22 protein-coding genes are annotated in these 26,039 nt (G+C 74.0%); 6 read left to right on the top strand and 16 right to left on the bottom strand.

Features of this window, described 5'->3' with window-relative positions; genetic code table 11:
* Positions 1–19: 19 nt before the first annotated feature.
* From ABT295_RS13410 to ABT295_RS13385, 6 genes are read right to left on the bottom strand one after another with little or no spacing between them, the layout of a single operon-like run.
* On the bottom strand, positions 20–916 hold the full coding sequence (locus ABT295_RS13410; protein ID WP_352394906.1) for a M56 family metallopeptidase: 897 nt from the start codon (positions 914–916) through the stop codon (positions 20–22).
* A gap of 20 nt (positions 917–936) precedes the next feature.
* A complete protein-coding gene (locus ABT295_RS13405; RefSeq protein WP_345507933.1) occupies positions 937–1,353 on the bottom strand; it encodes a BlaI/MecI/CopY family transcriptional regulator in 417 nt (138 codons plus the stop codon).
* 12 nt (positions 1,354–1,365) lie between these two features.
* Entirely contained in the window at positions 1,366–3,144 is a 1,779-nt protein-coding gene (cydC, locus tag ABT295_RS13400; protein ID WP_352394905.1) for a thiol reductant ABC exporter subunit CydC, read from the bottom strand.
* Positions 3,141–4,763 (bottom strand): thiol reductant ABC exporter subunit CydD, encoded by a 1,623-nt coding sequence (gene cydD, locus ABT295_RS13395; protein ID WP_352394904.1) that lies wholly within the window; start codon positions 4,761–4,763, stop codon positions 3,141–3,143. The genes cydC and cydD overlap by 4 nt, the downstream gene beginning before the upstream one ends.
* Positions 4,760–5,809: a cytochrome d ubiquinol oxidase subunit II gene (gene cydB, locus ABT295_RS13390; RefSeq protein WP_352394903.1), complete on the bottom strand. Its 1,050-nt coding sequence runs from the start codon at positions 5,807–5,809 to the stop codon at positions 4,760–4,762. Before cydB ends, cydD begins: the two co-directional genes overlap by 4 nt.
* A gap of 16 nt (positions 5,810–5,825) precedes the next feature.
* Complete coding sequence (locus tag ABT295_RS13385; RefSeq protein ID WP_352394902.1) at positions 5,826–7,304, bottom strand: cytochrome ubiquinol oxidase subunit I; 1,479 nt, start codon at positions 7,302–7,304, stop codon at positions 5,826–5,828.
* Positions 7,305–7,491: 187 nt separating this feature from the next.
* Between ABT295_RS13385 and ABT295_RS13380 the strand changes: the two genes are divergently transcribed.
* The gene (locus ABT295_RS13380; RefSeq protein ID WP_352394901.1) at positions 7,492–8,529 is read left to right on the top strand and encodes a hypothetical protein; all 1,038 of its coding nucleotides are present in this window, start codon (positions 7,492–7,494) and stop codon (positions 8,527–8,529) included.
* Complete coding sequence (locus ABT295_RS13375) at positions 8,526–8,897, top strand: GntR family transcriptional regulator (protein WP_352394900.1); 372 nt, start codon at positions 8,526–8,528, stop codon at positions 8,895–8,897. The genes ABT295_RS13380 and ABT295_RS13375 overlap by 4 nt, the downstream gene beginning before the upstream one ends.
* A gap of 20 nt (positions 8,898–8,917) precedes the next feature.
* On the opposite strand, the gene ABT295_RS13370 is transcribed toward ABT295_RS13375, so the two are convergent.
* Complete coding sequence (locus ABT295_RS13370) at positions 8,918–9,151, bottom strand: hypothetical protein (protein ID WP_352394899.1); 234 nt, start codon at positions 9,149–9,151, stop codon at positions 8,918–8,920.
* A gap of 108 nt (positions 9,152–9,259) precedes the next feature.
* Between ABT295_RS13370 and ABT295_RS13365 the strand changes: the two genes are divergently transcribed.
* Positions 9,260–9,778, top strand: coding sequence for a hypothetical protein (locus tag ABT295_RS13365; RefSeq protein ID WP_352394898.1), 519 nt, complete (start codon positions 9,260–9,262; stop codon positions 9,776–9,778).
* A gap of 49 nt (positions 9,779–9,827) precedes the next feature.
* Here the strand turns inward: ABT295_RS13365 and paaK are convergent, their stop codons facing one another.
* The 5 genes from paaK to ABT295_RS13340 all read right to left on the bottom strand — a co-directional run bounded on the left by paaK (position 9,828) and on the right by ABT295_RS13340 (position 15,307).
* Positions 9,828–11,153 carry a phenylacetate--CoA ligase PaaK gene (gene paaK, locus ABT295_RS13360; protein ID WP_352394897.1) on the bottom strand — a complete coding sequence of 442 codons (1,326 nt, stop codon included), beginning with the start codon at positions 11,151–11,153 and terminating at the stop codon, positions 9,828–9,830.
* 94 nt (positions 11,154–11,247) lie between these two features.
* The gene (locus ABT295_RS13355) at positions 11,248–12,132 is read right to left on the bottom strand and encodes an amino acid ABC transporter ATP-binding protein (protein WP_502991149.1); all 885 of its coding nucleotides are present in this window, start codon (positions 12,130–12,132) and stop codon (positions 11,248–11,250) included.
* Positions 12,132–13,076, bottom strand: a complete 945-nt coding sequence (locus tag ABT295_RS13350) for an amino acid ABC transporter permease (RefSeq protein WP_352394896.1) — start codon at positions 13,074–13,076, stop codon at positions 12,132–12,134. The genes ABT295_RS13355 and ABT295_RS13350 overlap by 1 nt, the downstream gene beginning before the upstream one ends.
* 8 nt (positions 13,077–13,084) lie before the next feature.
* Positions 13,085–13,996, bottom strand: coding sequence for an ABC transporter substrate-binding protein (locus ABT295_RS13345; RefSeq protein WP_352394895.1), 912 nt, complete (start codon positions 13,994–13,996; stop codon positions 13,085–13,087).
* 174 nt (positions 13,997–14,170) lie between these two features.
* Positions 14,171–15,307, bottom strand: a complete 1,137-nt coding sequence (locus tag ABT295_RS13340; RefSeq protein ID WP_352394894.1) for a ScyD/ScyE family protein — start codon at positions 15,305–15,307, stop codon at positions 14,171–14,173.
* Between the two features lie 373 nt (positions 15,308–15,680).
* Here ABT295_RS13340 and ABT295_RS13335 point away from each other — a divergent pair, with 373 nt between their 5' ends.
* A complete protein-coding gene (locus tag ABT295_RS13335) occupies positions 15,681–17,240 on the top strand; it encodes a DEAD/DEAH box helicase (RefSeq protein WP_352394893.1) in 1,560 nt (519 codons plus the stop codon).
* A 302-nt stretch (positions 17,241–17,542) separates the two neighbouring features.
* Here the strand turns inward: ABT295_RS13335 and paaI are convergent, their stop codons facing one another.
* On the bottom strand, positions 17,543–17,920 hold the full coding sequence (paaI, locus tag ABT295_RS13330; RefSeq protein WP_502991177.1) for a hydroxyphenylacetyl-CoA thioesterase PaaI: 378 nt from the start codon (positions 17,918–17,920) through the stop codon (positions 17,543–17,545).
* 32 nt (positions 17,921–17,952) lie between these two features.
* Positions 17,953–19,218, bottom strand: a complete 1,266-nt coding sequence (locus ABT295_RS13325; RefSeq protein ID WP_352394891.1) for a 3-hydroxyacyl-CoA dehydrogenase NAD-binding domain-containing protein — start codon at positions 19,216–19,218, stop codon at positions 17,953–17,955.
* 106 nt (positions 19,219–19,324) lie between these two features.
* On the opposite strand from ABT295_RS13325, the gene paaN reads away from it, so the two are divergent.
* Entirely contained in the window at positions 19,325–21,049 is a 1,725-nt protein-coding gene (gene paaN, locus ABT295_RS13320) for a phenylacetic acid degradation protein PaaN (protein WP_352394890.1), read from the top strand.
* Between the two features lie 6 nt (positions 21,050–21,055).
* On the top strand, positions 21,056–22,432 hold the full coding sequence (locus tag ABT295_RS13315; RefSeq protein ID WP_352394889.1) for an MFS transporter: 1,377 nt from the start codon (positions 21,056–21,058) through the stop codon (positions 22,430–22,432).
* Between the two features lie 58 nt (positions 22,433–22,490).
* Here the strand turns inward: ABT295_RS13315 and ABT295_RS13310 are convergent, their stop codons facing one another.
* Positions 22,491–22,871 carry a DUF1304 domain-containing protein gene (locus ABT295_RS13310; protein ID WP_352394888.1) on the bottom strand — a complete coding sequence of 127 codons (381 nt, stop codon included), beginning with the start codon at positions 22,869–22,871 and terminating at the stop codon, positions 22,491–22,493.
* 173 nt (positions 22,872–23,044) lie between these two features.
* Positions 23,045–26,038: an AAA family ATPase gene (locus ABT295_RS13305; RefSeq protein WP_352394887.1), complete on the bottom strand. Its 2,994-nt coding sequence runs from the start codon at positions 26,036–26,038 to the stop codon at positions 23,045–23,047.
* Position 26,039: the final 1 nt, after the last annotated feature.

Below are 26,039 nucleotides of genomic sequence, written 5' to 3'. Positions count from 1 at the left end.
GCCGGCGGCGGGGCGCCGCTCAGAAGAGGGTCAGCCCGGCCACGGCGAGGGCGAAGAGCGTGAGCGGCGCGACCACGAGCAGGGCCGACACGGCATACATCCCCGCGGCCGCCACCGCGACGGGCAGACCGGCCACGGTGCGCGCGTCGAGCAGGTCGATGCGCGCCCGCGCGGCCGACGTGCTCTCGCGCATCGCCATGGTGCCGGCCGGCTTGGGGCCGCCGGCCATGGCGACGATGGCCCGGCCGGTGCTGACCGCGCCGGCGTCGCGCACCGCGGCCCGGTCGGCGAGCACCTCGATGAGCAGGTTGACCTCGCGCAGCGCCGCGTCGCAGCGCAGCACGGGCGGCACGGCCTCGTGGACCACCGTGAAGAACTCAAGCACGAGGTCGTGGCGCGCGGCGAGGTGGGCGCGCTCGTGCGCGAGCACCGCGCCGAGCTCGCCGGGGGCGAGCCGGGCGAGCGTCCCCTGGGTGACGACGACCCGGCGGTGCACGCCGGGCACGCAGTACGCCGTGGGGGTCGTGTGCTCGAGCACGCGCGTGTCGCGGCCCTGCCCGGCGGCGGGCTCGCCGAGCAGGTCGACGAGGTCGCGGTGCCGTCGTCGCACGAGCCGCAGGTTGCGCCCGACCCGGTCGCCCGCGACGAGGAGCCGCACGGCGACGACGAGGCTGAGCGCCGCCGCGACCACCAGGGTCGGCACGTGCTCCGAGACGCGCACCTCGCGGCCCGCGACGGCCGGCACCGCCGCCGGGGCGGCGAGGAGGGCGGCGAGCACGGAGGCGACCGCCGTCGACTGCCACAGCACGAGGGCGGCGCGCGGCGCCCGCCGCAGGCTCGTGGCGCGGGCCAGCAGGCGCGGCACCGGCCAGGCGAGCAGCACCGCGAGGGCGACGAGCGCGAGGACGGGCAGCATGGCGCGGTCGGCGGTTCGGCTCAGGTGGTGCCGGCGGCGTCGGGCTGACGGGCCTCGAGCTCGGCGAGGGCGGCCTTGAGCTCGTCGAGCTCCTCCGGGGTGGACTCGCCGAGGAAGTGCAGGAGCGCGCTGCGGCGGGTGTCGCCGGCCAGCTCGCCGAGGGTGTGGTGCAGCGTCTCGGACGTCAGCTCGGCCCGAGTCGAGCTGGGCGTGTAGCGCCAGGCGCGCCCGTCGCGCTCGCGGTCGACGAGCCCCTTCTTCGCCATCCGGTCGAGCACCGTCATGAGGGTCGTGTAGGCGAGCCCGCGCTCGACGCCGATGACGTCGTGCACCTCCCGGACCGTGCGCCCACCGGGGTGCGTGTCGGAGGTGGCCCAGAGTACGTCCATGACGGCGCGTTCGAGGTCACCGAGGCGGTTGCGGGGTGTGCTGGGCATGAGGCGTCCAATCTACCGGCCTGGCTGGTCGGCTCCGTGCGGGTGTCCGGGGTGTCCGGGGTGCGCAGGGTGGTCGTTCTCCGGACGGCGCAGCTCGACCACCCGGTCGAAGAGGTCGGCCCCGTCGTCGCGGTGCGTCACGAGGACGATCGTCGGCGTGGCCTGCCCCCTGCCGTCGACCGGGTCCGTACCCATCCGGGTGAGGTCCTCGACGACGGCGCGAGCCGTGGGCGGGTCGAGGTGCGCGACCGGCTCGTCGAGCAGCACGACGGGTCGTCGGCTGAGGTGGGCGCGGGCGATGCCGAGACGGGCGCGCTCGCCTCCCGAGAGGCCGCGGCCACCCGCCCCGAGCACCGTGTCGAGGCCGTCGGGGAGGGCGTCCACGAGCGCCGCGAGACCCGCGGCGGTGAGCGCGCGACCCACGTCGTCGTCGTCCGCGTCGGGCCGCGCGAGGGCCAGGTTGGCCCGCAGGCTCGTGCCGAAGACGTGCGTCTCGTCGTCGACGACCGCGACGCGGCACCGCGTCTGCTCGACCGGGCGCTCGAGCACGTCGGCCCCGCCGAGGCGGTAGGTGCCGCCCGAGGGGTCGAGGTGGCGGGCCAGCACGGCGAGCAGGGTGGACTTGCCGCACCCGTTCGGCCCGGTCACGACCACGCGGCTGCCGGCCGGCACGACGAGGTCGAGCGGTCCGAGGTCGGTGCGGCCGCCCGTCCACGAGGCCGTGAGCGCATGGGTCGCCACCTCGCCGCCGGATGCCGGGTGGCCCTCGTGCGTGCCGGTGGCGCCGTCGGTCGTGGGGTGGTCGGTGACGGCTGGGGTGAGGTCGAGGAGGTTGTCGATTCGCTGCTCGCTGCCGCGGGCCCGGGCGAGCGCGCGCATCGCGTCGACGAGGGTCGTGATGGCGTCGGTCACCGCGACGGGGGTCAGCACGAGCAGCGCCTTGACCGGTGTCGCGACGTCGAGGCCGCTGACGATCGAGGCCGTCACCGCGACGGCCGCGCCGACCACGACGAGGAACAGGGCGGCGGCGCTCGCGCGGCCGGCGCTGATCCGCCGGGTCGCGCGCTCGAGGGCGACGTGCGCCTCGTCGAGCCAGCCGATGGCGGTCGCCCAGCCGCCGACGGCCTGCAGCTCACCGGCCTGGCTCGCCATGAGCTCGCTGACGCGGTTCACCTCGGCCCGGGCCGCGAGCACCTCGGGCAGGGCGCGCGCCTCGAGCCGGACGGCGAGCGCGCTGACGAGGGCGACGACGACCGCGAGCGCGAGCATCACGAGGCCGACGGGTGGCGCGATCGTCGCCGTCAGCGCCACCGCGAGCCCGCCGGCGACCACGGTGGAGATGACCGGCACGCTGACGCGCACCTGCGCGTCGACGGCGTCGGTGAGGTCGTCGACGACGCCGGTCAGCACGTCGGAGCGCCGGCGCCGGCCGAGGCGGGCGGGGGTCAGCGGGACGAGCGCCTCGTACGTCGCGGTGCGCCGCGCCGCGAGGAGGCCGAGCGCGGCGTCGTGGCTCGTCAGCCGCTCCCAGTAGCGGAAGACGGGGCGGGCGATGCCGAAGGCGCGCACCGCGACGATGGCCGTCAGGAGGGTGAGGATGACGGGTCGCTCCGCCGCGCGGACGATGAGCCAGCCCGACGTCGCCGTCAGGGCCATGCCCGAGGCGGTGGCCAGGCCGCCGAGCAGGCCGCCGCGGACGGTGCCGGCGGACGGCCACCACACCCGTCGTCCGGGCCGGGCCCCGACCGGGCGGGCGTGGACGCGAGGGGCGCGGGCAGCGGTGGAGGTCACGGGCTCGTCTCCTCGGTGGTGGGGCGGTGGGCAGCGGCGGTGACCGTGCCGGCGGTGACGACGACGTGCCGGTCCGCGTGCCCGAGCAGCTCGTCGCGGTGGGTGACGGCGACGACGACGCGGCGCTCGGCGAGCTCTGCCACGACGGCGGCGAGCTGGGCGGCTCCCTCGGGGTCGAGGTGCGCGGTGGGCTCGTCGAGCAGGAGCAGCGTCTCGGGCGAGAGCCAGGCCCGGGCGAGGGCCAGTCGCTGGCGCTGTCCGGCGGACAGCCCGAAGCCGTCGTCGCCGAGGTCGGCGGAGAGACCGCCGGGCAGGCTCGCGACGACGCCGTCGACGCCGACCGCGCGCAGGGCCTCCCACAGCCGGTCGTCGGGGGCCGGGTGGCCGATGGTCAGCGCGGCGCGTACCGAGCCCGCGGCGAGGAAGGGTCGCTGCGTCACGTAGTGGCTGGGCGGTGCCTCGACCGCCCCGGCGCTCGGGGTGCGCAGCCCCGCGAGCAGGTCGAGCAGCGTCGACTTGCCGGCGCCCGAGGGGCCGGTCACGACGGTGAGGCCCGGGCCCGCCTCGAGGTCGAGGGCGCGGAGGACGGGACCGGGCGACCCGGCATACGCGTAGTCGACACCGCGCAGGCGCACCCGCGCGGCGTGGCCGGCGGCCCGGCCGGGCGTCGCGTCCGGGGAGGTGGGCGCGGTGAGGTGCGCGAGCAGCTCGTCCAGCGCGACGGCTCCGTCGGCGGCCGCGTGGTACTCCGCGCCGACGCGCCGCACCGGCCAGTAGGCCTCGGGGGCGAGCAGGATCGCGACGAGGCCGGCCCCGAGCGCCATCGAGCCGTGCGAGAGGCGCAGCCCGACGGTGACCGCGACGATGGCGACCGAGATCGTCGCGAGCAGCTCGAGCGCGGCCGAGGAGAGGAATGCGATGCGGAGGGTCTCCATCGTGGCGCGACGGTGTCGCTCGCTCACCTCGCGCACGGTCTGCGCCTGGCGCCGCGCCCGGCCGTAGGTGACGAGGGTCGGCAGTCCGCGCACGACGTCGAGGAAGTGGCCCGAGAGCGAGGCCAGCGCCGCCCACCGGCGCTGCGTCGACTCTGCGGTCGCCTGGCCGATGAGGGCGGCGAAGACGGGCAGGAGGGGGAGGGTGAGCGCGACGACGAGCGCGCTCGGCCAGTCGACGACGACGAGCGTGCCGATGGCGAGGGCGGGGACGACGGCGGCCGTCACGAGCGTCGGGAGGAAGCGGGCGGCATACGGCTCCACGGCCGCGGCACCCGAGGTGGCGAGCGACACGGCGGCGCCCGGCTCGAGGCGGGCGTCGGCAGGCACCGTGCCCCACCGGCGGAGCAGGGCCGCGCGCAGGGCCGACGAGACGCGCACCCCGGCCCAGGCGGCGACGCGTTCCGTCACGGCGGCGAGCCCCGCGCGCACGGCGAAGAGGGCGAGCAGCCAACCGAGCGGGCCCGTGAGGTCGGTGCCGTCGACGACGGCGACCACGACGGCCGAGAGGGCGAAGGCCGAGGCGATCGTCGCGATCCCGCCCGCGATGCCGGTGGCGGCCAGGACCGCGACCGGCCTCCGGGCGGCAGGCGCCGCCCGGAGGAGTCGCGGGTCGAAGGGCTTCACGACGAGACGGTCTCGCGGGGGGCGTCCTCGGGGATGTGGTGCACGGTGAGGCGCTTGCGGAAGACCCAGTAGGTCCAGCCCTGGTAGAGCAGGACGATCGGGGTGAAGACGAGCGCGACGATCGTCATGACCTTGAGCGTGTAGTCGGTGCTCGACGCGTTGTCGACCGTGAGGCTCCACGCCGGGTTGGTCGTGCTCGGCATGACGTTCGGGAAGAGCACGAGGAAGTACGTCGCGACCGCCATGGCGATCGTGACGGCGGTGCCGAGGAAGGCCCAGCCCTCGCGGCCGGCCCGGTTGGCGGCGAGTCCGCCGAGGAGCGCCGCGGCGGCGACCACGGTCGTCACCCACGAGGCGAGCTTGCCGTCGGTGAGGCCGATCCAGACGAGGAGCACGACCGCGAGCACCGCCGCGACGACCCCGACGCGCTCGGCGATGCGGCGCGCCTCGTGCCGGATCGTCCCGTCCGTCTTGAGCGCGATGAAGATCGCGCCGTGGGTGAGGAAGAGGGCGACGAAGACGAGCCCGCCGAGCAGACCGGCCGGGTTGAGCAGGGTGAGGACGTTGCCCGTGAACTCCTTGTCCGCGTCGATCGGCACACCGCGCACGATGTTCGTCAGGGCGACGCCCCAGAGCAGGGCCGGCACGAGGGAGCCCCAGAAGATGGCCTGGTCCCAGCGGGCCTTCCACTGCGCCTCCGGCCGCTTGTGGCGGTACTCGAAGCCGAGGTTGCGCACGATGAGCGCGACGAGGATGAGCAGCAGCGGCAGGTAGAAGCCGCTGAACAGCGTTGCGTACCAGTGCGGGAAGGCCGCGAAGGTGGCGCCGCCGGCGGTGAGCACCCACACCTCGTTGCCGTCCCAGACCGGGCCGATCGTGTTGAGCAGCACGCGGCGTCGCTTCTCGGCGTCGGCCGCGTCGGCGGCGTAGCGCCGGCCACCGAGGACCGGCAGCAGCATGCCGACCCCGAAGTCGAAGCCCTCGAGCACGAGGTAGCCGGTCCACAGCACGCCGAGGAGGATGAACCAGACGGTTGCGAGATCCATTGCAGCTCAGTCCTTCTCAGTAGGCGAAGACGAGGGGTGCGTCCTCGTCCCGGTCGGCGGGGTCCTGCGGCTGCTCGAAGGGCTCGGCGCCCTTGCGCACGTAGTGCAGGAAGAGCTTGATCTCGACGACGGCGAGCGCGCCGTAGAGGAGCGTGAAGACGACCATCGAGGTGATCACCTCGCCCATGGAGACGCTCGGCGAGACGCCGTTGGCCGTGGTCATGAGCCCGAAGACGAGCCAGGGCTGGCGGCCCACCTCGGTGAAGATCCACCCGAAGCTGTTGGCGAAGACGGGCAGCAGCGGGGCGGCGATCGCCGCCCAGGCGAGCCACCTCGCCGTGGGCGTCCGGCCCTTCCGCGTCATCCACAGCACCGCGAGCGCGATGGCGACCATCGCCATGCCGAGGCCGATCATGAGGCGGAACGACCAGTACGTGGTCGGGATGTTCGGCACGTAGCTCGTGGCGAGGTCGGCGACGCGGGGGTTGCCGCTCGCGCCGAACGTCGCGGCGTACTCGGCCTTGAGGTCGTTGATGCCGCGCACGGCGCCCTTGGCGTCGCCCGTCGCGAGGAAGCTGAGCAGGCCGGGGATCTCGATGAGCGCGTTGGCGTGCGAGCCGTCCAGCGAGCCGATCGTCAGCACCGAGAAGGGCGCTCCCACCCCGGCGGGCACCGACTCGTAGAGCGCCTCGGCGGCGGCCATCTTCATCGGCTGCACCTCGGTCATGATCTTGCCCTGCACGTCGCCGGTGGCGATGACGCCGACGGCGGCGACGAGGCTGAGCACGGCGCCGATGCGGGTCGCCCGGCGGTACATCGGCGCGTCGGTGCGGGCGACGTCCTGCGCGTCGTCGGCGGCGCGCCGGGCCTCGCGGCGCATGAGCCACAGCGAGACGCCCATGATGACGGCCGCGCCGGTCATGTAGGCGGCGAAGATGACGTGCGGGAAGGTGATCAGCTGCACCTTGTTCGTCAGCACCGCGACGAAGTCGGTGAGCTCGGCCCGCTTCGTCGTCGGGTTGTACGTGTAGCCCACCGGGTGCTGCATGAAGGAGTTCGCGGCGAGGATGAAGTACGCCGACAGCACCGTGCCGATGTGCACGAGCCACATCGTCGTCGCGTGCAGCTTCTCCGGGATGCGTCCCCAGCCGAAGATCCACAGGCCGAGGAAGGTCGACTCGAGGAAGAAGGCGAGCAGCGCCTCGACCGCGAGCGGGGCCCCGAAGATGTCACCGACGAAGCGGGAGTAGTCGCTCCAGTTCATCCCGAACTGGAACTCCTGCACGATGCCCGTGACGAGGCCGAGCGCGAAGTTGATGAGGAAGAGCTTGCCGAAGAACTTGGCCAGCCTCATCCACTGCGGGTTGTGCGTGCGCACCCACGCGGTGTGGAACACGGCGACGACGAGGGACATGCCGATCGTGATCGGCACGAAGAGGAAGTGGTACACGGTGGTGATGGCGAACTGCCACCGTGCCAGGTCCGTTGCATCCATGAGGGCTCCACGAGGGGTCAGCACCAGAACTACATGACGTAGTAGATCCTAGGGCGACGATCGTCCTCCCGGCCACGCGAACGCCCGATTCCACGGGTGATGCCGGTCACGGGCCGCTGCGGCTTGACGCGCTTTGTACCAATGGATTGAATGATTGCGACAAAGCGAGCCGACGACGGAGGGTGACATGGACGCTCGGGTGATCACGTGGTTCCTCGGACCGGTGGTGCTGCTCGCGCTCGTGGTGAATGCCGCGCGGTGGGTCGGCGCGCGCCGGCTCGACCCGTTCGCCGGCCGGGCCCGCCGTCGCGCCGCGCTCGGCTCGCTGCTCGGTGCCGTGCTCGCGTATGCCGTCGCGCTGGGCGGCATCGACCGCACGGGTGAGACGGGGGCGGCGTCGGGGGAGGGCGCCACGGCGCACCCGGGGCTGCCTGCGCTCGCCGCGGTCGCGGGCATCGTCGTCGCGGCGCTCTTCGAGCACTGGGTGCCGCGCGTCGCCCCGACGGGAGCGCGCCGCGAGGCCGCCCTCGGCATCCGGCGCGGCACCGAGTCGGTGCGCCTCACCCGCTACGTCGTCGGCGGGCTGGTGCTCGCCGTCGTCGGCCTCGTCGTCGGGTGGGTGACGTCGGGACCCGACGGACGCACGGGTGCGCGCAGCTGGGAGGGCGTCGTCGTCACGACGACGCAGGCCTACCCCGGCCGGGCGTTCACGCTCGGCACCGTCCTCGCCCTGGTCCTGCTCGTCGCCGTGACCGCGTGGGCCCTGCGCGACGTCGACGCCCGGCCCGCGCTCGTCGACGACCCCGAGCTCGACCGCGCGCTGCGGCTCGGGGCGCGCATCCGGGTGCTGCGCTGGTCGGCGGCGGGGGCGCTCGTCACCGCGGCCGGCCTCTGCCTCACGATCGGGCCCAACCTCAACGACGTGACCCAGCGCCTGCGCGGGGCCGTCGCCGTCGCCGGGAAGCCCGACGCCCCGCTCGCGCCGGGTGACTGGACCCAGAACGTCGCCTTCGCCATGACCGCGCTCGGCTTCGCGGCCCTCGCCGTGGCGCTCGCCGCCATCCTCTGGGACGCTCCGGTCGTGCCGCGCTCGCGGCAGGGCGGCGCGGCGGCCCCGGAGGGCCCGGGCGTCGCGACCCCGCCCGCCCCGTCGTCGGCACTGGCGCCGGCGGCGTCGGCGTCGACCGGCGATCCCGTCTCGCGGAAGGGCGGTGGGGCACCGTGACCGACGACCTGCGCATCGTCGTCGACCTCGACGCCGCCGAGCCCCCGTTCGAGCAGGTCCGCGGTCAGCTGGCCGGGCTCATCGCGACGGGGCGCCTGCTGCCCGGCGACCGGCTGCCCACGGTGCGGGCGCTGGCCGCCGACCTCGGCCTCGCCGCGAACACCGTGGCCCGGGCCTTCAAGGAGCTCGAGGCGGCCGGGCTCGTCGAGACGCGCCGTCGGGCCGGAACCGTGGTCGCGTCCGGCGAGCACACGGCCGACGTGGCCGTGGCCGCGCTGGCCGCCAAGTTCGCGGCCGCCGCCCGCGACGCCGGGCTCGACGCCGCGGCCGCCATCGACCTTGTCCGGGCGGCCCTGCGTGCTGGCTGACGACGGTCGCCGTCTCGGGCTCAGTCGTGCCGGCGCGACCGGGCGGCCGCGGACACCTGCGGTGCCGGTCGCGCCTCGGTGGCCGCGTCGGCCGAGCGCCACGGGTGCACGAGGCGCGCGACGGTGAAGCGGCTCGACCGGTCGTGCCGCTCGCCGCGGGGCAGGCGTGGGCGGCGCGGCCCGGTCGGCTGCGCGTGCAGCGGCTGCTGGTTCCAGGCACCGGCGATCCGGCCGGCCTGCGGAGGAAGGCCCATGGTGTGCTCCTGACGGGATGCGGGCGGGTGGGGCAGGGCTCGTGGGGCGCCCTTTCCGTCAGAGGGCGTCGGCGCGGCGGTGATACGAGCGGCGCCGCGCTCCGCGGGGTGGCGCCGCTCGCGCTGGTGGTGGTCCTCGGGGCGTGCACGAGCGCGGGTGCGCTGTCGCCGCGGCCCACGTCCGACGTGCCGTCGTACACGACGATCCCCGACCGGGCCACCGTGACCGTCGACCGGCTCGAGCCACCGGCCCAGACCGACGCCGAGGTCGCGCGCCTCGAGGTCGACGACGCCGACGGCGACCGCTACAGCGGCAGCAGCTCGGTGACCGGCACGACGTCGGGCCGTGCCGACGCGCGCTACCGCCTCCTCGGGCGGTGCCTGCCCGACGAGGTCGGCGGTCGCCTCGTCGTGTCGGTGCTCGGCCCGCCCCGGCCGGGTGCCACCGCCGGCGCGCCGTCGAACCCGCTGTCGGGCAAGCGGGTTGCGACGTTCACGGTGCCGTGCGACGGGGGCGAGGTTCGACTCCTGCTGCCGCGGCTGCCGGCCCGCTCGGGCGAGCTGACGGTGTCGCCGGCCACGCGCTCGGTGTCGGTGGGGTGGGTCGTGCTCACCCGCGCCCGCTAGGCAGAGTGCGGAGGCGGCATACGACCGAGAGGTGCGGAGGACGACGCGGTCAGGGGCGCGGGCGCTCGTCGACGATGCGGCGGGCCTTGCCGATCGAGCGCTCGATCGAGCCGGGCTCGCGCACCTGCACCCGGCAGGTCGTGCCGATGTGCGTCTTGACGGCGTGCTGCAGGGTGCGGGCGATCTCGTCGGCGGCGCCGGCGTCGAGGCGCTCGAGGGGCTCGACGAGCACCGTCAGCTCGACCATCCGGCCCGGCTGCGTCAGCACGCACTGGAAGTAGGGCGAGAGGCGCGGCTCGGCGAGCACGTGCTCCTCGATCTGCGTCGGGAAGACGTTGACGCCGCGGATGATCATCATGTCGTCGGTGCGGCCGGTCACCTTCTCCATCCGGCGCATCGAGGGCACCGCGGTGCCCGGCAGCAGGCGGGTCAGGTCGCGCGTGCGGTAGCGGACGACCGGCATCGCCTCCTTCGTCAGCGAGGTGAACACGAGCTCGCCGACCTCGCCGTCGGGCAGCACCTCCTCGGTGACGGGGTCGATGACCTCGGGGTAGAAGTGGTCCTCCCAGATGTGCAGGCCGTCCTTCGTCGTCGCGGCCTCCTGGGCGACGCCGGGGCCCATCACCTCGGAGAGCCCGTAGATGTCGACGGCGTCCATGCCGGTGCGGCGCTCGATCTCCTGGCGCATCGCCTCGGTCCACGGCTCGGCCCCGAAGATGCCGACCCGCAGGCTCGTCGAGGCCGGGTCGATGCCTTCGCGCTCCATCTCGTCGAGCAGGCTGAGGAAGTAGGACGGCGTCACCATGATGACGCGCGGCCCGAAGTCGGAGATGAGCTGCACCTGCCGCTCCGTCATGCCGCCGCTGACCGGCACGACGGTCGCCCCGAGCCGCTCGACGCCGTAGTGCGCGCCGAGGCCGCCGGTGAAGAGGCCGTAGCCGTAGGCGACGTGCACGATGTCGCCCGGGTGCCCGCCGGCGAGGCGGATCGAGCGGGCCATGAGGTCGGCCCACGTGTCGATGTCGCGCTTCGTGTAGCCGACGACGGTCGGGCGGCCCGTCGTGCCGGAGCTCGCGTGCACGCGCACCACCTGCTCACGCGGCACCGCGAACATGCCGAAGGGGTAGTTGGCCCGCAGGTCCGCCTTCGTCGTGAACGGCAGCCGAGCGAGGTCGCCCAACGTCTCGATGTCGTCGGGGTGCGCGCCCGCCGCGTCGAAGGCCGCGCGGTAGTGCGGCACGTGGTCGTATGCCGTCCGCACCGTGCGCTGCAGCCGCTCGAGCTGGGTGGCCCGGAGCTCCTCGAGCCCGACGTCGGGGATCTCGTGGTCGGGCAGGCCGGTGCGTCGCTGGGGTGCCGGTGACTCCGTCGTCATGCCCGCCATTGTGCCCACTGCCCGCCCGCCACCGCCGAGAGGCCACGTCGTGCGTCACGACGTGGCCTCTCGGGAGGTGTGGTGCGCGCGCTGCTCAGGCAGGCGGCGCGTCCTCGCCTCGCGCCGCATCCTTCGCGTCCTGCGCGCCCTCGGCGTCCTCGGTGCGCATCCGCTGGAGGAACGACCTCGTGCGCTGGTGCTGGGGGTTGCCGAGCACGTCGCGCGGCTTGCCCTGCTCGACGACGACGCCGCCGTCCATGAAGACGACGTGGTCGGCCACGTCGCGGGCGAACCCCATCTCGTGCGTGACGACGATCATCGTCATGCCCTGGTCGGCCAGGTCGCGCATGACCCGCAGCACCTCGCCGACGAGCTCGGGGTCGAGCGCCGAGGTCGGCTCGTCGAAGAGCATCAGCTTCGGGTCCATGGCGAGCGCCCGCGCGATGGCGACGCGCTGCTGCTGCCCGCCGGAGAGCTGCGCCGGGTAGGCCGACGGCTTGTCGCCGAGGCCGACCTGCTCGAGCAGCTGGACGGCGCGCTCCCGCGCCTGCTTCTTGTTCGTCCCCTTGACCTGGATCGGGGCCTCGCACACGTTCTCGAGGGCCGTCATGTGCGGGAAGAGGTTGAAGCGCTGGAACACCATGCCGATGTCACGACGCTGGGCCGCCACCTCCTTGTCGGTGAGGTGGTGCAGGTGGCCCTCCTTCTCGCGGTAGCCGACGAGGTCGCCGTCCACCCAGATCCGTCCGCCGTCGATGGACTCGAGCTGGTTGATGCAGCGCAGGAACGTCGTCTTGCCCGAGCCGGAGGGGCCGAGCAGGCAGACGACCTGGCCGCGGCGGACGTCGAGGTCGATGCCCTTGAGCACCTCGTTGCCGTGGAAGCTCTTCATGACGTTGACGGCGTGCACGAGCGGGGCCGCCTGTGCTGCAGACGATCCCGTCTGCATGCCGGTCGTGCCGGTGACGTCGTTGCTCATCAGGCGCCTCCCGCCCCGGCCGGGCGCGCGAAGCGCTTGGTGGGTGCCCCGGTGCCGAAGCCACGGCCGAAGCGCCGCTCGAGGAAGTACTGCCCGACCATGAGCACCGACCCGACGATGAGGTACCACGCCGTCACGGCGACGAACGCCGGCATGATGAGCAGCGTCCGGTTGCCGATGGCGCTCGTCTGGTAGAAGAGCTCGGTGATGACCGGGATCGCCGAGAGCAGCGAGGTGTCCTTGACCATGGCGATCGTCTCGTTGCCGGTCGGCGGGACGATGACGCGCATCGCCTGGGGGAGCACGACCCGGCGCATCGCCTGGCCGCGGTTCATGCCGAGCGCGGCAGCCGCCTCGCCCTGCCCCTTGTCGACCGACAGGATGCCGGCGCGCGCGATCTCGGCCATGTAGGCCGCCTCGGAGAGCCCGAGGCCGATGATGCCGGCGAGCAGCGTGCTCGAGAACTGGTTGACGTTGAGGGTGAAGAACGTGAAGTCGCTCGACAGTCCCATGAAGGACGCCAGCTGCTGCCCGAAGGGCACGCCGAAGTCGATCTTGTTGTAGAGGAAGCCGACGCCGCTGCCGATCATGGCGAGCAGCACGAGGCGCGGGATGCCGCGGAAGAACCACGTGTAGACGAACGAGACGCCGCGCAGGATCGGGTTGTCCGAGAGGCGCAGCACGGCGATGATCACGCCGCCGACGATGCCGATGGCCATCGACCCGACCGTGCCGATGATCGTGCCCTTCCACAGGCCCTCGAGCACCGGCGTCTGCTGCATGATCTCGAGCGCCTTGGGGAAGTTCCACCGCTCGTTCGTGACGAACGAGCTGACCATCATGCCGATGAGCACGAGGATCACGGCGAGCGCGACCCACCGGCCGGGGTGCCGCACCGGCCGGGCGTCGATGACGCCCGGCCGTTCTGAGGTCGTGTCGGTCATCGCGACGCTCAGGGGTTGACGGCGAAGTCGTCGATGGCGCCGGCCTCGACGGAGTACTTCTTGAGGGCGGCCTCGTAGCTGCCGTCGGCCTTGGCCGCCTTGAGGGCGTCGACGACGAGGTTCGCGAAGTCGGTCTGGTCCTTCGGGATGACGTAGCCGTAGGGGGCCGAGTCGTAGATGTCGCCGAGGGCCTCGAGCGTGCCGGTCTGCTTGACGGCGTAGAGACCGACCGGGGAGTCGGCGAGCATCGCGACGGTCTTGCCGCTCGCGACGTCGGCGGTCACCTGGTCCTGGCCGGTCTGGATGACCTGCGTGATGGCCGGCTTGCCGCCGTCGGTGCACTTCTTGCTGCGGGCCGCGAGGTCCTCCGCCTGGACGGTGTCCTTCTGGGCACCGACGCTCTTGCCGCAGACGTCGTCCATGTTGACCTTCTCGGGGTTGCCCTTGGCGACGACCCACTGGGTGCCGGCGCTGTAGTAGCTCACCATGTTGACCTGCTTCTTGCGGTCCGGGTTGATGGTGAAGCTCGAGACGCCGACGTCGTACTTGCCGCTCGTGACGCCGAGGATGATGGTGCCGAAGCCGGCCGGGACGTACTCGGTCTTGAGGCCGAGCTTGGCGGCCACGGCGTCGAAGACGGCGACGTCGAAGCCCTCGACGGTCTTGCCGTCGCTCGCGAGCATCTCGTTGGGGGCGTAGGTCGGGTCGGTGCCGACGACGATCTTGCCGGCGGACTTGAGCTTGGCGGGGACCTTCGCGGCGAGAGCCTGGTCGACGCCGCCCCCTGCCGCCGAGCTGCCGGCCGGAGTGCTGCCGCCGCCCGACCCGGGGTTGGTCGACAACGAGTCGGAGCCGCAGGCGGACAGGCTGAGGCCGGCGGCCACGATGCCGGTCACGGCGATGAGGGACAGGCGACGCATGAAGGGTCCTTCCGAACGTGCTGGACGATCTGGCGGGCCGGCGCGACGGTGCCCCGGCTGATCCGCCGATACTGCCACCTTTCCTCGACGCCGCGCAGGGCTGCGACCGAACCGTTAGGCACGACACGGCACCCCGGTGTCGACCGGGGTGCCGTGGCCGTTCGTGCCCCTCGTTCAGGGGCGGATCTTCGTGATCGCGCCGGGGCTCTTCACCTCACCCGTCTGCTGGTCGATCTGTCCCATCGAGCCGACGTAGAGGTAGCCGCCCCACGCCTCCACCGACAGGGGCGAGCTGATCTCGGCCGCGGTCGTGATGCGGCCGTTCTGCAGCTTCGAGACCTTGCCGGCGAAGAGCTCGGTGACGTAGATGGCCCCGTGCGAGCCGAGCGCGAGGTCCGTCGCGCCGAGGAAGCCCGTGGCGCGCCGCGTCGACGAGTGGTTCCACGGGTTCACCATGTAGACCGAGCCGCGGGCGCCGAGGCTCGGGTCCTCCGGCCCGCCCGGCAGCGTCGACACCCAGAGCATGCCGCGCTCGCCGCGCTCGACGTCGGTGGGCACCGGCTCGAACGCGTAGGTGACGCCGGCCACGCAGGGCGGCAGGCCGGCAGCCGTGACCATCTCGGCCGTCAGCAGGATCGGCTGGGGCGGCAGCACGGCGATCACCGAGATCCTCCCGTGCCGGTCGACCTTGAGGATGTCGTTGCCGCCCGCGTCGGCGACGGCCCACGCGCCGTTCCCGAGGGAGGCGACGGCATACGGGTGGGAGTCGATGCCGCCCTTGTACGTCGCCTGGCCGCCGGTCAGGCCGCCGAGGACGTCGCGCGCGCACTGCGGGTCGCTGCTCTCGTTCTTGACGATCCCGTAGGTGCGCCAGCCGTCCGGGTTGTGGCGCTGCTCGTAGGTGCTGAGGTCCGCGACGACGGGCGCCTTGCCCGCGGTGCGGATGGTCAGCGTCGTCGCGCCGTTCGAGTAGTCGGTCGTCGTGTAGGCGTACGACTTCCCGTCGGCGCTCGCGGCGAGCCCGGCGACCTCGCCCGGCATCGGGCCGTGCGCCACCACCATGCTCTTGCCGTGGTGGATCCGGTTGACGGTGCTGGCGGCGCCGTCCGTGTACCAGACGTCCCCCTTGGCCAGGGCGATGGCGAAGGGCGCCCCGACCGTGTCGTCCAGCGTCTGCGACCAGGCCTTCGTCGCGGCCGCGGTGGCGGCCCTCGACGTGGACGCCGACGCGCCCACGGCGGTCGTGAGTCCGAGGGCCGCCGTGGCGCAGGCGGCCACGACAGCGGTGGTGGTGCGGAGTCTCCTGCTCATGTGCGTCTTCTCCCTGTTGACGATTCGGGGCTCCCCGACCTCCCTCGCGCCCCGGCGGCGCCCGTCGGGCGCCTGTTCCGACGGTAGGGACGGCTGTGACGCGCGTCACGTCATTTCTGCACGTCACCCGGGGGATTGGCCCCGTCTGTCCGCAAAGACGAAGAAGATTCCTGCGGGCCGGGCCGATGTGGGGTTTCGGAGAGGGTCCGGTAGGGTGGTGGTAGCGGCCCGCCCAGTTCTGCCTCGGGCTGCTTCTTCTGGTCCGGCTTCTCACGCCGACCCCGTCGATTCGCTCTTGCGCCGCGACCCCGTCCACAGCCGATCGGGCTCGCGCCGGGCAGAACGACCTCTTCCACGTACTTGGAGTTCGCCTGTGTCCACTGACACGACCTTTGCCGCCCTGGGCGTGCCCGCCCGCCTCGTCGACATCCTCGACGGGCTCGGCATCACGACGCCCACCCCCATCCAGGCCGCCACGCTGCCCGACTCCGTCGCGGGTCGCGACGTGCTCGGCCGCGGACGCACCGGATCGGGCAAGACGTACGCCTTCCTCCTCCCGCTGCTGACCCGCCTGTCGCAGTCCGGTGGTCGCCGACAGGCCCGCCGGCCGCGCGCCCTGATCCTCGCGCCGACGCGTGAGCTCGTCACCCAGATCGACACGGCCATGGCGCCGCTCGCGAAGGCCCTCGGCCTGACGTCGCAGACGATCTTCGGTGGCGTCGGCCAGAACCCGCAGGTCCAGGGCCTGCGCGCGGGCGTCGACGTCATCGTCGCCTGCCCCGGCCGCCTCGAGGACCTCATGCAGCAGGGCCACGTCTTCCTCGACGCCGTCGAGATCACGATCCTCGACGAGGCCGACCACATGGCCGACCTCGGCTTCCTCCCCGGCGTGCGCCGGATCATGGAGAAGACGCCGCGCGACAGCCAGCGCCTGCTCTTCTCGGCGACGCTCGACGGCGCGATCAACGTCCTCGTCAAGCGCTTCCTCACCGATCCCGTGACGCACGAGGCGGATTCGGCCCAGTCGCCGGTCTCGACGATGAGCCACCACGTGCTCCACGTCGACAACGGCTCGCACCTGCCGGTCATCCTCGACCTCACCGCGGCCCCCGGCCGCAAGGTCGTCTTTACTCGCACCAAGCACCGCGCCAAGAAGCTCGCCAAGCAGCTGAACGCCTCGGGCGTGCCGGCCGTCGAGCTGCACGGCAACCTCAGCCAGGGCGCGCGCACGCGCAACATGGACGACTTCCACTCGGGCCGCGCGCAGACCCTCGTCGCCACCGACATCGCCGCCCGTGGCATCCACGTCGACGACGTCGCGCTCGTCATCCACGCCGACCCGCCGGTCGAGCACAAGGCGTACCTGCACCGCTCCGGTCGCACCGCGCGTGCCGGCAACGACGGCACCGTCGTCACGATGATGCTCGACGAGCAGGTGCGCGACGTGCGCGACCTGACCCGCAAGGCCGGCATCAAGCCGACGACGACGCGCGTCCAGCTCGGCCACCCGCTGCTGACCGAGCTCGCCCCCGGCGACCGGTCCTACGCCGGCGGCCTCGTCCGCGAGGAGGCGCCCGCGGGTGCCGGCGGCGGACGCGGCGGCAACGGCGGTGGCAACGGTGGCGGGGGCGCCGGTGGTGGCCGCGGTCGCGGTCGTGGCCGCAGCGGCGGCGCCGCGGGGGCCGGTGCTGCCGGTGGCCGTGGCTCCGGTGCAGGAGCCGGACGCTCCGGCGGCCGTGGCTCCGGGCGGGGCCGTGCGGGTCAGGGTGCCGGCGGCCAGTCCGCCGGCTCGGCCTCGGGCGGCGGCCAGGGCGGTGCCCGCTCCGGCGGCGCCCGCCGCGGCGGCTCGGCCACGGTCTACTCCACGAGCAGCGGCGGCAGCGCCGCGTCGTTCTCCGCCGGCACGCGTGCCGGCAACCGCCGCTCCCGCTGACCCCAACCGTCGAAAGGCCAAAGTGTGCGGCCTCTCAACCGTCGAGAGGCCAAAGCTCGAGGCCTCCCCACCGTCGAGGGGCCAACGTTTGAGGCCTCCCACCCATCGAGAAACCACAGTTCGCGGGGTCCAGGGCGCCGAGCGGCCGAGGCTGGTCGCGAACGAACCTTGGCCTCTCGACGGGGTGGGACCCACGAAACCTGGCCTCTCGACGGGGTGGGACCCACGAAAGTTGGCCTCTCGACGTCGGGAGACCCGCAATATCTGGCCTCTCGACGGTTGAGAGGGCGGGGTGGGGGAGGTCAGGTGCGCTCGAGGGTGCGGCTCCGGCCGCGGAACTCGGCGACGACCTGACCGTCGGCCGCCCGCGTCACCGTGACGTCGGTGATGCCGCTGCGCCCGGAGGTCGACCGCACCCGGCCCTCGGCGACGAGCACGTCGCCGAGGCGCGCCGGTGCGGTGAACGAGACGTCGGCCCCCGCGGCCACCGTGAGGCGCCCCTGCGAGTTGCAGGCCAGCGCGAAGCACGAGTCCGCGAGGGTGAAGACGATGCCGCCGTGGCAGATGCCGTGGCCGTTGACCATGTCGTCGCGCACCGTCATCGTCACGACGGCGTGGTCGCCCTCGACGGTCGTCGCCTCCATGCCGAGGGCGCGCGAGGCCGCGTCGTCGGCCCACATCCGGCGCGCGAAGGCGATCCCGTCGCCGTCGCTCACCCGAGGCTCCCGTCGGTGAGTGCAGGGCTCGGGCGGTAGCGGCCGCCCGGGAAGGCGGCGTCGAGCTCGGCGAGCTGCCGGGCCACGACGTCGAGGCCGATCTCGCGCCCCCACTCGATCGGGCCACGCGGGTAGCGGGTGCCGAGCCGCATGGCCGTGTCGACGTCCTCGGCTCCCGCCTCGCCGCGCGCGACGAGGTCGACGGCCTCGTTGACGAGCATCGCCAGCGTGCGCGCGAGCGGGTCGGTCTCGACCGGACCGCCGACGAGCCGCTCGGCGAGCGCGAGGTCCGGCTCGGCCCCGACCGCTGCGCCGTCGGCGTAGTCGTAGACCCCGCCACCGGACTTGCGCCCGAGCCGGCCGCGCGCGACGAGGTCGCGCTGCAGCTGCGTGGGCGCGTACCGCTCGTCGTGCCCGGTCTGCTCCCAGACGGAGGTGCCGACGGCGAGGTTGACGTCCTGCCCGATGAAGTCGGTCAGCTCGAAGGGACCCATCGGGAAGCCCCCGCGCTCACGCAGGATCCAGTCGACCGTCGCGGCGTCGGCGACACCGCTCTCGACGATGCGCTGCGCCTCGCCGTAGAAGGGCCGCGCCACGCGGTTGACGATGAAGCCCGGGGTCGAGCTGCACCGCACCGGGGTCTTGCCCCACGCCGTCATGAGCATCGTCGCGTGCTCGACGAAGGCCCGGGCCGTGCGCGCGCCGTGCACGACCTCGACGAGCGCCATGACGGGCGGCGGGTTGAAGAAGTGCAGCCCGAGCACCCGCTCGGGCTCGGCGACCTCGTCGGCGATCGCGTCGATGTCGATGCTCGACGTGTTCGTCGCGAGCACCGTCGTCGCGGGCTGGAGGTCGGCGAGCTCGGCGAAGATCCGGCGCTTGAGGTCGAGGTCCTCGGGCACGGCCTCGATGACGAGGCCGCACTCGGGCAGCGCGTCGAGCGAGCCTGCCGGGGTGATCCGCCCGAGCACCGCGTCCGCCTCGTCGGCCCCGAGCCGTCCCTTGTCGACGAGTCGGCGCAGCGCCGACCCGATGCCACCGACGGCCCGCTCGGCCGCCCCCGGCACCGCGTCGACGAGCGTCACGGCGTGGCCCGCGCGCGCCGCCACCTGGGCGATGCCGGCACCCATGGCCCCCGCCCCGACGACGCCGACGGGGCCGAACGCGGACGCCTCGTGGGTGTCGGGCCCGGCCTGCTCGGGCAGGTCGGCCGGCGTGCGGTCGGGCGGCGTGCGGTCGGGCTCGGTGACGTCCGTGTCCATGCCCGCCATCCTGCCGCCTCGCCCGCCCCGGGCGCGCGGCGGGCGGCCACGGGAGGGCACCCGACGGCATACGGCGGCGTGCGGCGCCGGGGCTAGCATCGACCCCGTGACTGCACCGGCAACGACGCCCACCCACCCCCTGCTCGACGCGCACGCGGGAGTCCTCGACGAGATCCGTCAGGCCCTGGCGAGCCGCGGCTGGTTCTCCCGCTACCCCGAGTCGCCCAGCCCGCGCGTCTACGGCGAGACCGCCGCCGCCGACGGGCTCGCCGCGCACGAGGCGCACCTCGGCCGCCCGTATGCCGCCCTGTCGGGTCAGCCGACCGACGGGACCGTCGTGGGCAGCGAGGTCTCGCCCTACGGACCGACGCTCGGGGTCACCTACCCGGCGCTCGACGTCGACGCCGGCCTGGCGGCGGCGCGCGCGGCGATGCCGGCCTGGCGCGACGCGGGCCCGCAGCTGCGGGCGGCCGTGTGCGTCGAGATCGTCGACCGGATCAACCGCCGCAGCTTCGAGCTCGCCAACGCGGTCATGCACACGTCGGGGCAGCCCTTCGTCATGTCGTTCCAGGCGGGCGGCCCGCACGCGCAGGACCGCGCCCTCGAGGCCGTCGCCGCCGGGCTCGTCGAGCAGGAGCGGGTGCCGACGTCCGTCGTGTGGGAGAAGCCGGGCCGGGACCGCGAGGGCAACCCGGCGCCGACGCGCGTGCAGAAGGACTACCGCCTCGTGCCCCGTGGCGTGGCGCTCGTCATCGGCTGCAACACGTTCCCGACGTGGAACGCCTACCCCGGCATCTTCGCCTCGCTCGTCACGGGCAACGCCGTGGTGGTCAAGCCGCACCCGCGGGCCGTGCTGCCGCTCGCGATCTCGGTCGAGGTCGCCCGCGAGGTGCTCGCGGAGGCCGGCTTCGACCCCGCCCTCGTGCAGCTCGCCGCCGAGGCGGACGGGCAGGGCCTGGCCAGGACCCTCGCCGAGCGCGACGAGGTCGCGATCATCGACTACACGGGCGGCCCGGGCTTCGGGGCGTGGCTCGAGGAGTCGGCGGCCGCGCACGGCAAGCTCGTCTACACCGAGAAGGCGGGCCTCAACTCCGTCGTCGTCGACTCGACAGACGACCTGCGCGGGATGCTCGGCAACCTCGCCTTCAGCCTGACGCTCTACTCCGGCCAGATGTGCACGGCGCCGCAGAACGTCTACGTGCCCGAGGGCGGCATCGAGACCGACGAGGGCCACCTGAGCTTCGACGAGTTCGGCGACCGGCTCGCCGGCGCCGTCGCCCGGCTCACCGGCGACGACGCCAAGGCGGTCGAGCTGCTCGGCGCCACGGTCAACGACCAGGTGCGCAGCAACGCCGAGTCGCTCGCGTCGCTCGCCGCGGGCGCGGACGGCCGGGTCGTGCTGGAGTCGCGCCGGGTGCCCCACCCCACGTGGGCCGACGCCGTCGTGCGCGCGCCGGGTCTCGTGGCGCTCGACGTCGCCCGGGAGGACGTCTACACCGAGGAGTGCTTCGGACCCGTCGGCTTCCTCATCCGCACGAGCTCGACCGAGCAGTCGCTGGCGCAGCTCGCCGACACGGTGCGCGAGCACGGTGCGATGACGGCCGCCGTCTACTCCTCCGACGAGGCCGTGCTCGAGGCCGCCCGCGACGCCGCGGCCGAGGGCGGCGTGGCCCTCTCGGAGAACCTCACCGGCCGGATCTTCGTCAACCAGACGGCGGCCTTCTCGGACTACCACGGCACCGGCGCCAACCCCGCCGCGAACGCCGCCTACACCGACGCCGCCTTCGTCGCGAACCGCTTCCGCGTCATCACGTCGCGTCGGCACGTCTGAGCACCGGTGGTCCTCGCGCCCACCTCCGTCGACCGCTCGACCCTGCAGCGCCGGGTCGTGCGCACCCTCGTCGGCTCCCAGGTCCTCAGCGGGGTCGGCCTCGCGAGCGGGATCGCCGTCGGAGCCCTCCTCGCCGAGGACCTCAGCGGCAGCGAGGCGCTCGCAGGGGTGGGCACGACCGCGCAGGTGCTCGGCACGGCGCTGCTGACCATCCCGGTCGCGCGGGCCACCGCTGCGCGCGGTCGCCGCGTCGGCCTGCGCTGGGGTCTCGCGGTCGCGTTCCTCGGGGCGGCGCTCGTGCTCGTCGCGGCCGTGGTGCGCTCGTTCCCGCTCTTCGTCGTGGGGATGTTCCTCTTCGGCGGGGGCACCACCGCGAACAACCAGACGAGGTATGCCGCTGCCGACCTCGCGACGCCCGCGCGCCGCGGGCGCGACCTGTCGACGGTCGTCTGGGCGACGACGATCGGGTCGGTGGCCGGCCCCAACCTCGTGGGCCCGGGTCGGGCCCTCGCCCGCGCCGTCGGGCTGCCCGAGCTCGTCGGCACGTTCGTCTTCTCCCTCGTCGGCTTCGCGCTCGCCTGGGTCGTCGTGCACCGCCTGCTGCGGCCCGACCCGCTCCTGACGGCCCGTGCCCTCGACGCGGCCGCCGACGCGGAGGCCGGCCGCGCCGCGGCCGAGGTCCCCGCTGCGACTGCGGCCGCCGCAGCGGCGCCCGCCGGAGCCGGTGACACCGCTCCCGCGGGAGCCGGTGACGCCGCTCCCGCGGCGGTGCTCGCCGACCACGACGGCTCGATGCGCCGCGGGCTGCGGATCGCGCGCAGCAACCCCCGAGCCCTGCAGGCCATGGTCGTCATGGCGCTCGGTCACCTCGTCATGGTCAGCGTCATGGTGATGACCCCGATCCACATGAAGCACGGCCACGCCGAGCTCGAGGTGATCGGTTTCGTCATCTCGGTGCACATCCTCGGCATGTACGCCCTCTCGCCGCTCGTCGGCGCCGCGGTGGACCGCTGGGGACCGGCGTCGGTCGCCGTCGCCGGTGGGGTGGTGCTGACGGTCGCGTCGGCGCTCGCGGCCCGCTCGCAGGCCGGCTGGTCCGGGCTGCTGCTCGTCGCCCTCTTCCTGCTCGGCGTGGGCTGGTCGTGCACGCTGGTCTCGGGCTCGACGCTGCTGACCTCGTCGGTCGCGACGCAGGAGCGGCCGGCCGCGCAGGGGCTCGCGGACGTGCTGATGGGCCTCGCGGGAGCCGGTGGGGGCGTGGTGGCCGGCGTGGTCATCGGCGGGCTCGGCTATGCGGCGCTCGCCTCCGGCGCGGCCGTCGTCGGGGTCCTCGTGCTCGTCGTCGGTGCCGCCCGCGTGCGGCCCGCCGACGCTGCCGCCTGACCGGTACGAGCGGCACCCGACGGCCGAGGTGGGCGCGGCCTGCGCCCCTGCCGGGTCGTCAGGCGAAGAGGGTGAGCACGAAGCCGATGAGCGGGAGGGTGCCCTGTGACAGCGCGGCTCGCAGGTAGCTGCGGCCGGTCGTGACGAGCACCGTCGCCGCGGCGACCATCGACCCGGTGCTGAAGAGCACCAGGGTCCTGCCGACCTCGGGGTGGCCGGCCCACCAGAGCACGACGCCCAGGGCGGCGCCGAGCCCGAGGAAGAGGTTGTAGAAACCCTGGTTGTACGCCATCGGCCGGGTCACGTCGGCGGCGGCCTGGTCGGCGACGCCGAAGCGCCGCCAGATCTCGGGTCGCGTCCAGGCCAGGCTCTCCATCCAGAAGATGTAGAGGTGGAGCAGGGCGGCCAGACCGACGAACACGCTCGCGACGACGCTCATGCTCGGATCGTAGGGCCCACGGACTCGCCGGGCACGCACCCACAGACTCCGGCCCTTCGACGGCCACCCACGCGCAAAGGGTGGCCTCTCGACGGTTACGCACCCACAGAGGGTGGCCTCTCGACGGGCACCCACCCGCAAAGGGTGGCCTCTCGACGGTTGGGGGGCGGGGGTCAGGCGGTGACGCGCAGGGTGCTCGTGCGGTCGGGCCTGACGAGCACCTCGATGCGGTCGGCCACGCGGGACTTGAGCTCGGAGACGTGGCTGACGATGCCGACCGTGCGGCCACCCTCGCGCAGACCCTCGAGGGTGTGCATGACGTCGTCGAGCACGTCGGGGTCGAGCGTGCCGAAGCCCTCGTCGACGAAGAGCGTGCCGAGGTCGACCCCGCCCGACTCCGCGCGCACCACCTCGGCCAGCGCGAGGGCGAGCGACAGGGAGACGTAGAAGGTCTCGCCACCGGAGAGCGTGCCCACGTCGCGCACCTGGTTGGTGTGCATGTCGTGCACGCGCACGCCGAGCCCGGACTTCGCGTTGCCCTTCTTCGCGTCGGTGTGCTCGAGCGTGTAGCGCCCGCCGGAGAAGCGGCCGAGCTCGGTGTTGGCGGCCGAGAGCACCTCGGTGAACCGGCGGATGAGGACGTACTTGGCGAGGTCGAGGTTGAGCTGGTTGTCGCCGTTGCCGGCGACGAGCTGACCGACGCGCACGGCGTCGGCGGTCTCGGCGATGACGGCCGCGTTGCGCTCCAGCGCGTCGCGCAGGTCGGCCACGCGGCGCTTCGTCCGGGCGACCTGGTCGCGCAGGCTGCCGTGCTCGTTCGTCGCCGCCTCCATCTCCTTCTTGGCGGCGGCCGCGAGCGCCTCGAGCTGCTCGATGTCGTCGAACAGCGCGTCGAGCTGCACGTCGGCCAGCTCGGGACCCGTCAGCCCGGCCCGCACCTGCGTGCAGGCCCGCTCGAACGCGGCGATCTCCTCGGTGCGCGCCCGGATCCACTCGCTGCCGCGGTCGGCGGCCATCCACTGCTCCACGTCGGCGAAGCCGAACTGGGCGAGGTCGGCGTCCCGGGCGGCGGTGTCCTCCGCGACCGCGGCGGCGGCCACGTCGCGTCGGCCGAGGGCGTCGACGAGCGCGTCGACACGGGCGGCCGCCAGCACGAGCGCGTCGCGCCGGGCGGTGACGCTCTCGTGGCCGTCGCGGGCCGCGTCGACGGCCGCGGTCTCCTCCGCGAGGCGGGCCTCGAGGTCGGTGACGGCCTGCTCGGTGCGGGCGAGGTCGGCGCCGAGCAGCCCGGCCTGCGTCGTCAGCGCGTCGACGCGCTCGCGCAGCTCGGCGAGACGCCGTGACCCGCTCTCGGTGTCGGCCTGGGCCTGGGCCGAGGCGGCGAGCTCGCGCGCGGCGACCTCGGCGCGGTCGCGGGCGGTGTCGACGTCGAGCCCGTCGCTCCGGGCCGCCAGCTCGCGCACCTCCGACCGGAGGGCGCCGAGCGACTCGGCGGCCTGCGTCGCGCGCTGCCGCAACCCCCTGACGCGCGCCTCCTCGGCCTCGATCTGCTCCGGCGTGACCGCGTCGTCGGTGGGGCGGGCCGGGGAGGGGTGCTCCACCGACCCGCAGACGGGGCAGGGCTCGCCCCCGACGAGGGAGAGGCCGAGCTCACCGGCGATGCCGTCGATGCGGGCCAGGCGCAGGCTCGCGAGCGAGGTCTCGGCCGACGCCACGTGGGAGAGCGCGTCGGTCACGCTCGCCTCCAGGGCCGCCACCCTGGCCGCCGCGGCCTCGTGGGCGAGCGCCGCGTCGAGGCGGGCCCGGGCGCGCTCGCCCTCCTCGGCCCGGCCCCCGCGGAGCGCGGCCACCCGGCGCGACTCGGTGAGGGCCTCGTCGTGGGCGGCGATCGTCGCCGGCAGCGCCTCCAGCTCGGCCGTCACGGCGGTGGCCGAGCGCAGGATGCCGTCGCGGTGCGCGCGCAGGCGCAGGAGCTCGGCCGCGCGGGCCGCGAGACCGGCCTCGAGCGCGAGCGCACCGGCCAGCGAGCCGACGACCTCGCGCGCCTGCGCCGCGGCCTCGCGCAGGGCGGCCGGCCCGCGGTCGCGCAACCCGGCCTCGACGAGGTCTCGGGCGCGCCGCAGCTCGCGCTCGGCCGAGCGCAGGTGACCCTCGGACTGCGCGAGCGTGCGCACCGCCCCGGCCACGGGCTGCGCCTGCTTGGCCCGGTCGACCTCCGCGGCCAGCTCGGCGAAGCGCACCGCCTGCTTGCCGAGGTCGTGCTCCTGCTGCTGCAGCTGCAACAGGCGCTCGCGCCGCTGCATGCGCAGCCGGGCGTCGCTCACCATGTCGGCCATCTGCTTGTGCGTCTCGATGGCCTCGCGGCTGGCCTTGCCGGCGTGCCGCTCCCGCGTCGTCAGCTCGTCGACCACCTGGGCGAGCTCGCCGGTCAGCGTCTCGGGGGCCGTCCGGCTCAGGGCCTCGAGCACGTCGCGGCGCTCCGGCTCGAGCCCGGCCGACACCGCGAGGGCGTGCACGGCGAGGCGGATCTCGTCGACGGCGGACTGCCGGCGCGCCGTGGCCGCGCGGCCCACCTCGACGATCTCGTCCTGCACGCGCCGGAAGAACGCGGTGCCGAAGACCTTCTCGAGCAGCTTGCCCTTGTCCTCCGACTTTGCCCGCAGGAAGGTCGCGAACTCACCCTGCGGGAGGATGACGGTCTGCACGAACTGGTCGCGGGTGAGCCCGACCGCCCGGGTGATCTCGTCGTCGCAGTCGCCGATGTTCGTCGACAGCAGCTCGCCGCCGACGAGGTCGTCCGGGGTCTGCAGCCGCCAGAGCTTGATCGTCGGCTGCTGCACCGTGGTGCCGGTGCCCCGTGACTTCGGGCGCTCGAAGCGGGGCGTGCGCTGCACGCGGTAGAGGCCCGACTGCGTCTCGAAGACGAGCACGACGACCGGCACGGTGCGCGGGTCGGCGTGGTGGGAGTGGATGCGCTCGACGTCGGCCGAGGCCTGCGCGACCTTGCCGTAGAGGGCGAAGGTGATGGCGTCGATGATCGTCGACTTGCCGGCTCCCGTGGGCCCCTCGAGCAGGAAGAGGCCGGCGCGCCCGACGGTCGCGAAGTCGATGACCTCGGTGCCGGCATACGGCCCGATGGCGGTCATCGAGAGGTGGTGCAGCTGCATC

The organism is Terrabacter sp. NPDC000476 (assembly GCF_040300125.1).
In the GTDB taxonomy this organism is placed as follows: domain Bacteria; phylum Actinomycetota; class Actinomycetes; order Actinomycetales; family Dermatophilaceae; genus Terrabacter.
This window is presented reverse-complemented; position numbering and strand designations above follow the sequence as displayed.

What these genes read in the sequence shown, in the direction of transcription:
- ABT295_RS13410 (WP_352394906.1), bottom strand. Translation starts at nt 916, where the DNA reads ATGCTGCCCGTCCTCGCGCTCGTCGCCCTCGCGGTGCTGCTCGCCTGG.
- ABT295_RS13405 (WP_345507933.1), bottom strand. Translation starts at nt 1,353, where the DNA reads ATGCCCAGCACACCCCGCAACCGCCTCGGTGACCTCGAACGCGCCGTC.
- cydB (WP_352394903.1), bottom strand. Translation starts at nt 5,809, where the DNA reads ATGGATCTCGCAACCGTCTGGTTCATCCTCCTCGGCGTGCTGTGGACC.
- ABT295_RS13385 (WP_352394902.1), bottom strand. Translation starts at nt 7,304, where the DNA reads ATGGATGCAACGGACCTGGCACGGTGGCAGTTCGCCATCACCACCGTG.
- ABT295_RS13380 (WP_352394901.1), top strand. Translation starts at nt 7,492, where the DNA reads ATGGACGCTCGGGTGATCACGTGGTTCCTCGGACCGGTGGTGCTGCTC.
- ABT295_RS13370 (WP_352394899.1), bottom strand. Translation starts at nt 9,151, where the DNA reads ATGGGCCTTCCTCCGCAGGCCGGCCGGATCGCCGGTGCCTGGAACCAG.
- paaK (WP_352394897.1), bottom strand. Translation starts at nt 11,153, where the DNA reads ATGACGACGGAGTCACCGGCACCCCAGCGACGCACCGGCCTGCCCGAC.
- ABT295_RS13355 (WP_502991149.1), bottom strand. Translation starts at nt 12,132, where the DNA reads ATGAGCAACGACGTCACCGGCACGACCGGCATGCAGACGGGATCGTCT.
- ABT295_RS13350 (WP_352394896.1), bottom strand. Translation starts at nt 13,076, where the DNA reads ATGACCGACACGACCTCAGAACGGCCGGGCGTCATCGACGCCCGGCCG.
- ABT295_RS13345 (WP_352394895.1), bottom strand. Translation starts at nt 13,996, where the DNA reads ATGCGTCGCCTGTCCCTCATCGCCGTGACCGGCATCGTGGCCGCCGGC.
- ABT295_RS13340 (WP_352394894.1), bottom strand. Translation starts at nt 15,307, where the DNA reads ATGAGCAGGAGACTCCGCACCACCACCGCTGTCGTGGCCGCCTGCGCC.
- paaI (WP_502991177.1), bottom strand. Translation starts at nt 17,920, where the DNA reads ATGTGGGCCGACGACGCGGCCTCGCGCGCCCTCGGCATGGAGGCGACG.
- ABT295_RS13325 (WP_352394891.1), bottom strand. Translation starts at nt 19,218, where the DNA reads ATGGACACGGACGTCACCGAGCCCGACCGCACGCCGCCCGACCGCACG.
- ABT295_RS13310 (WP_352394888.1), bottom strand. Translation starts at nt 22,871, where the DNA reads ATGAGCGTCGTCGCGAGCGTGTTCGTCGGTCTGGCCGCCCTGCTCCAC.
- ABT295_RS13305 (WP_352394887.1), bottom strand. Translation starts at nt 26,038, where the DNA reads ATGCAGCTGCACCACCTCTCGATGACCGCCATCGGGCCGTATGCCGGC.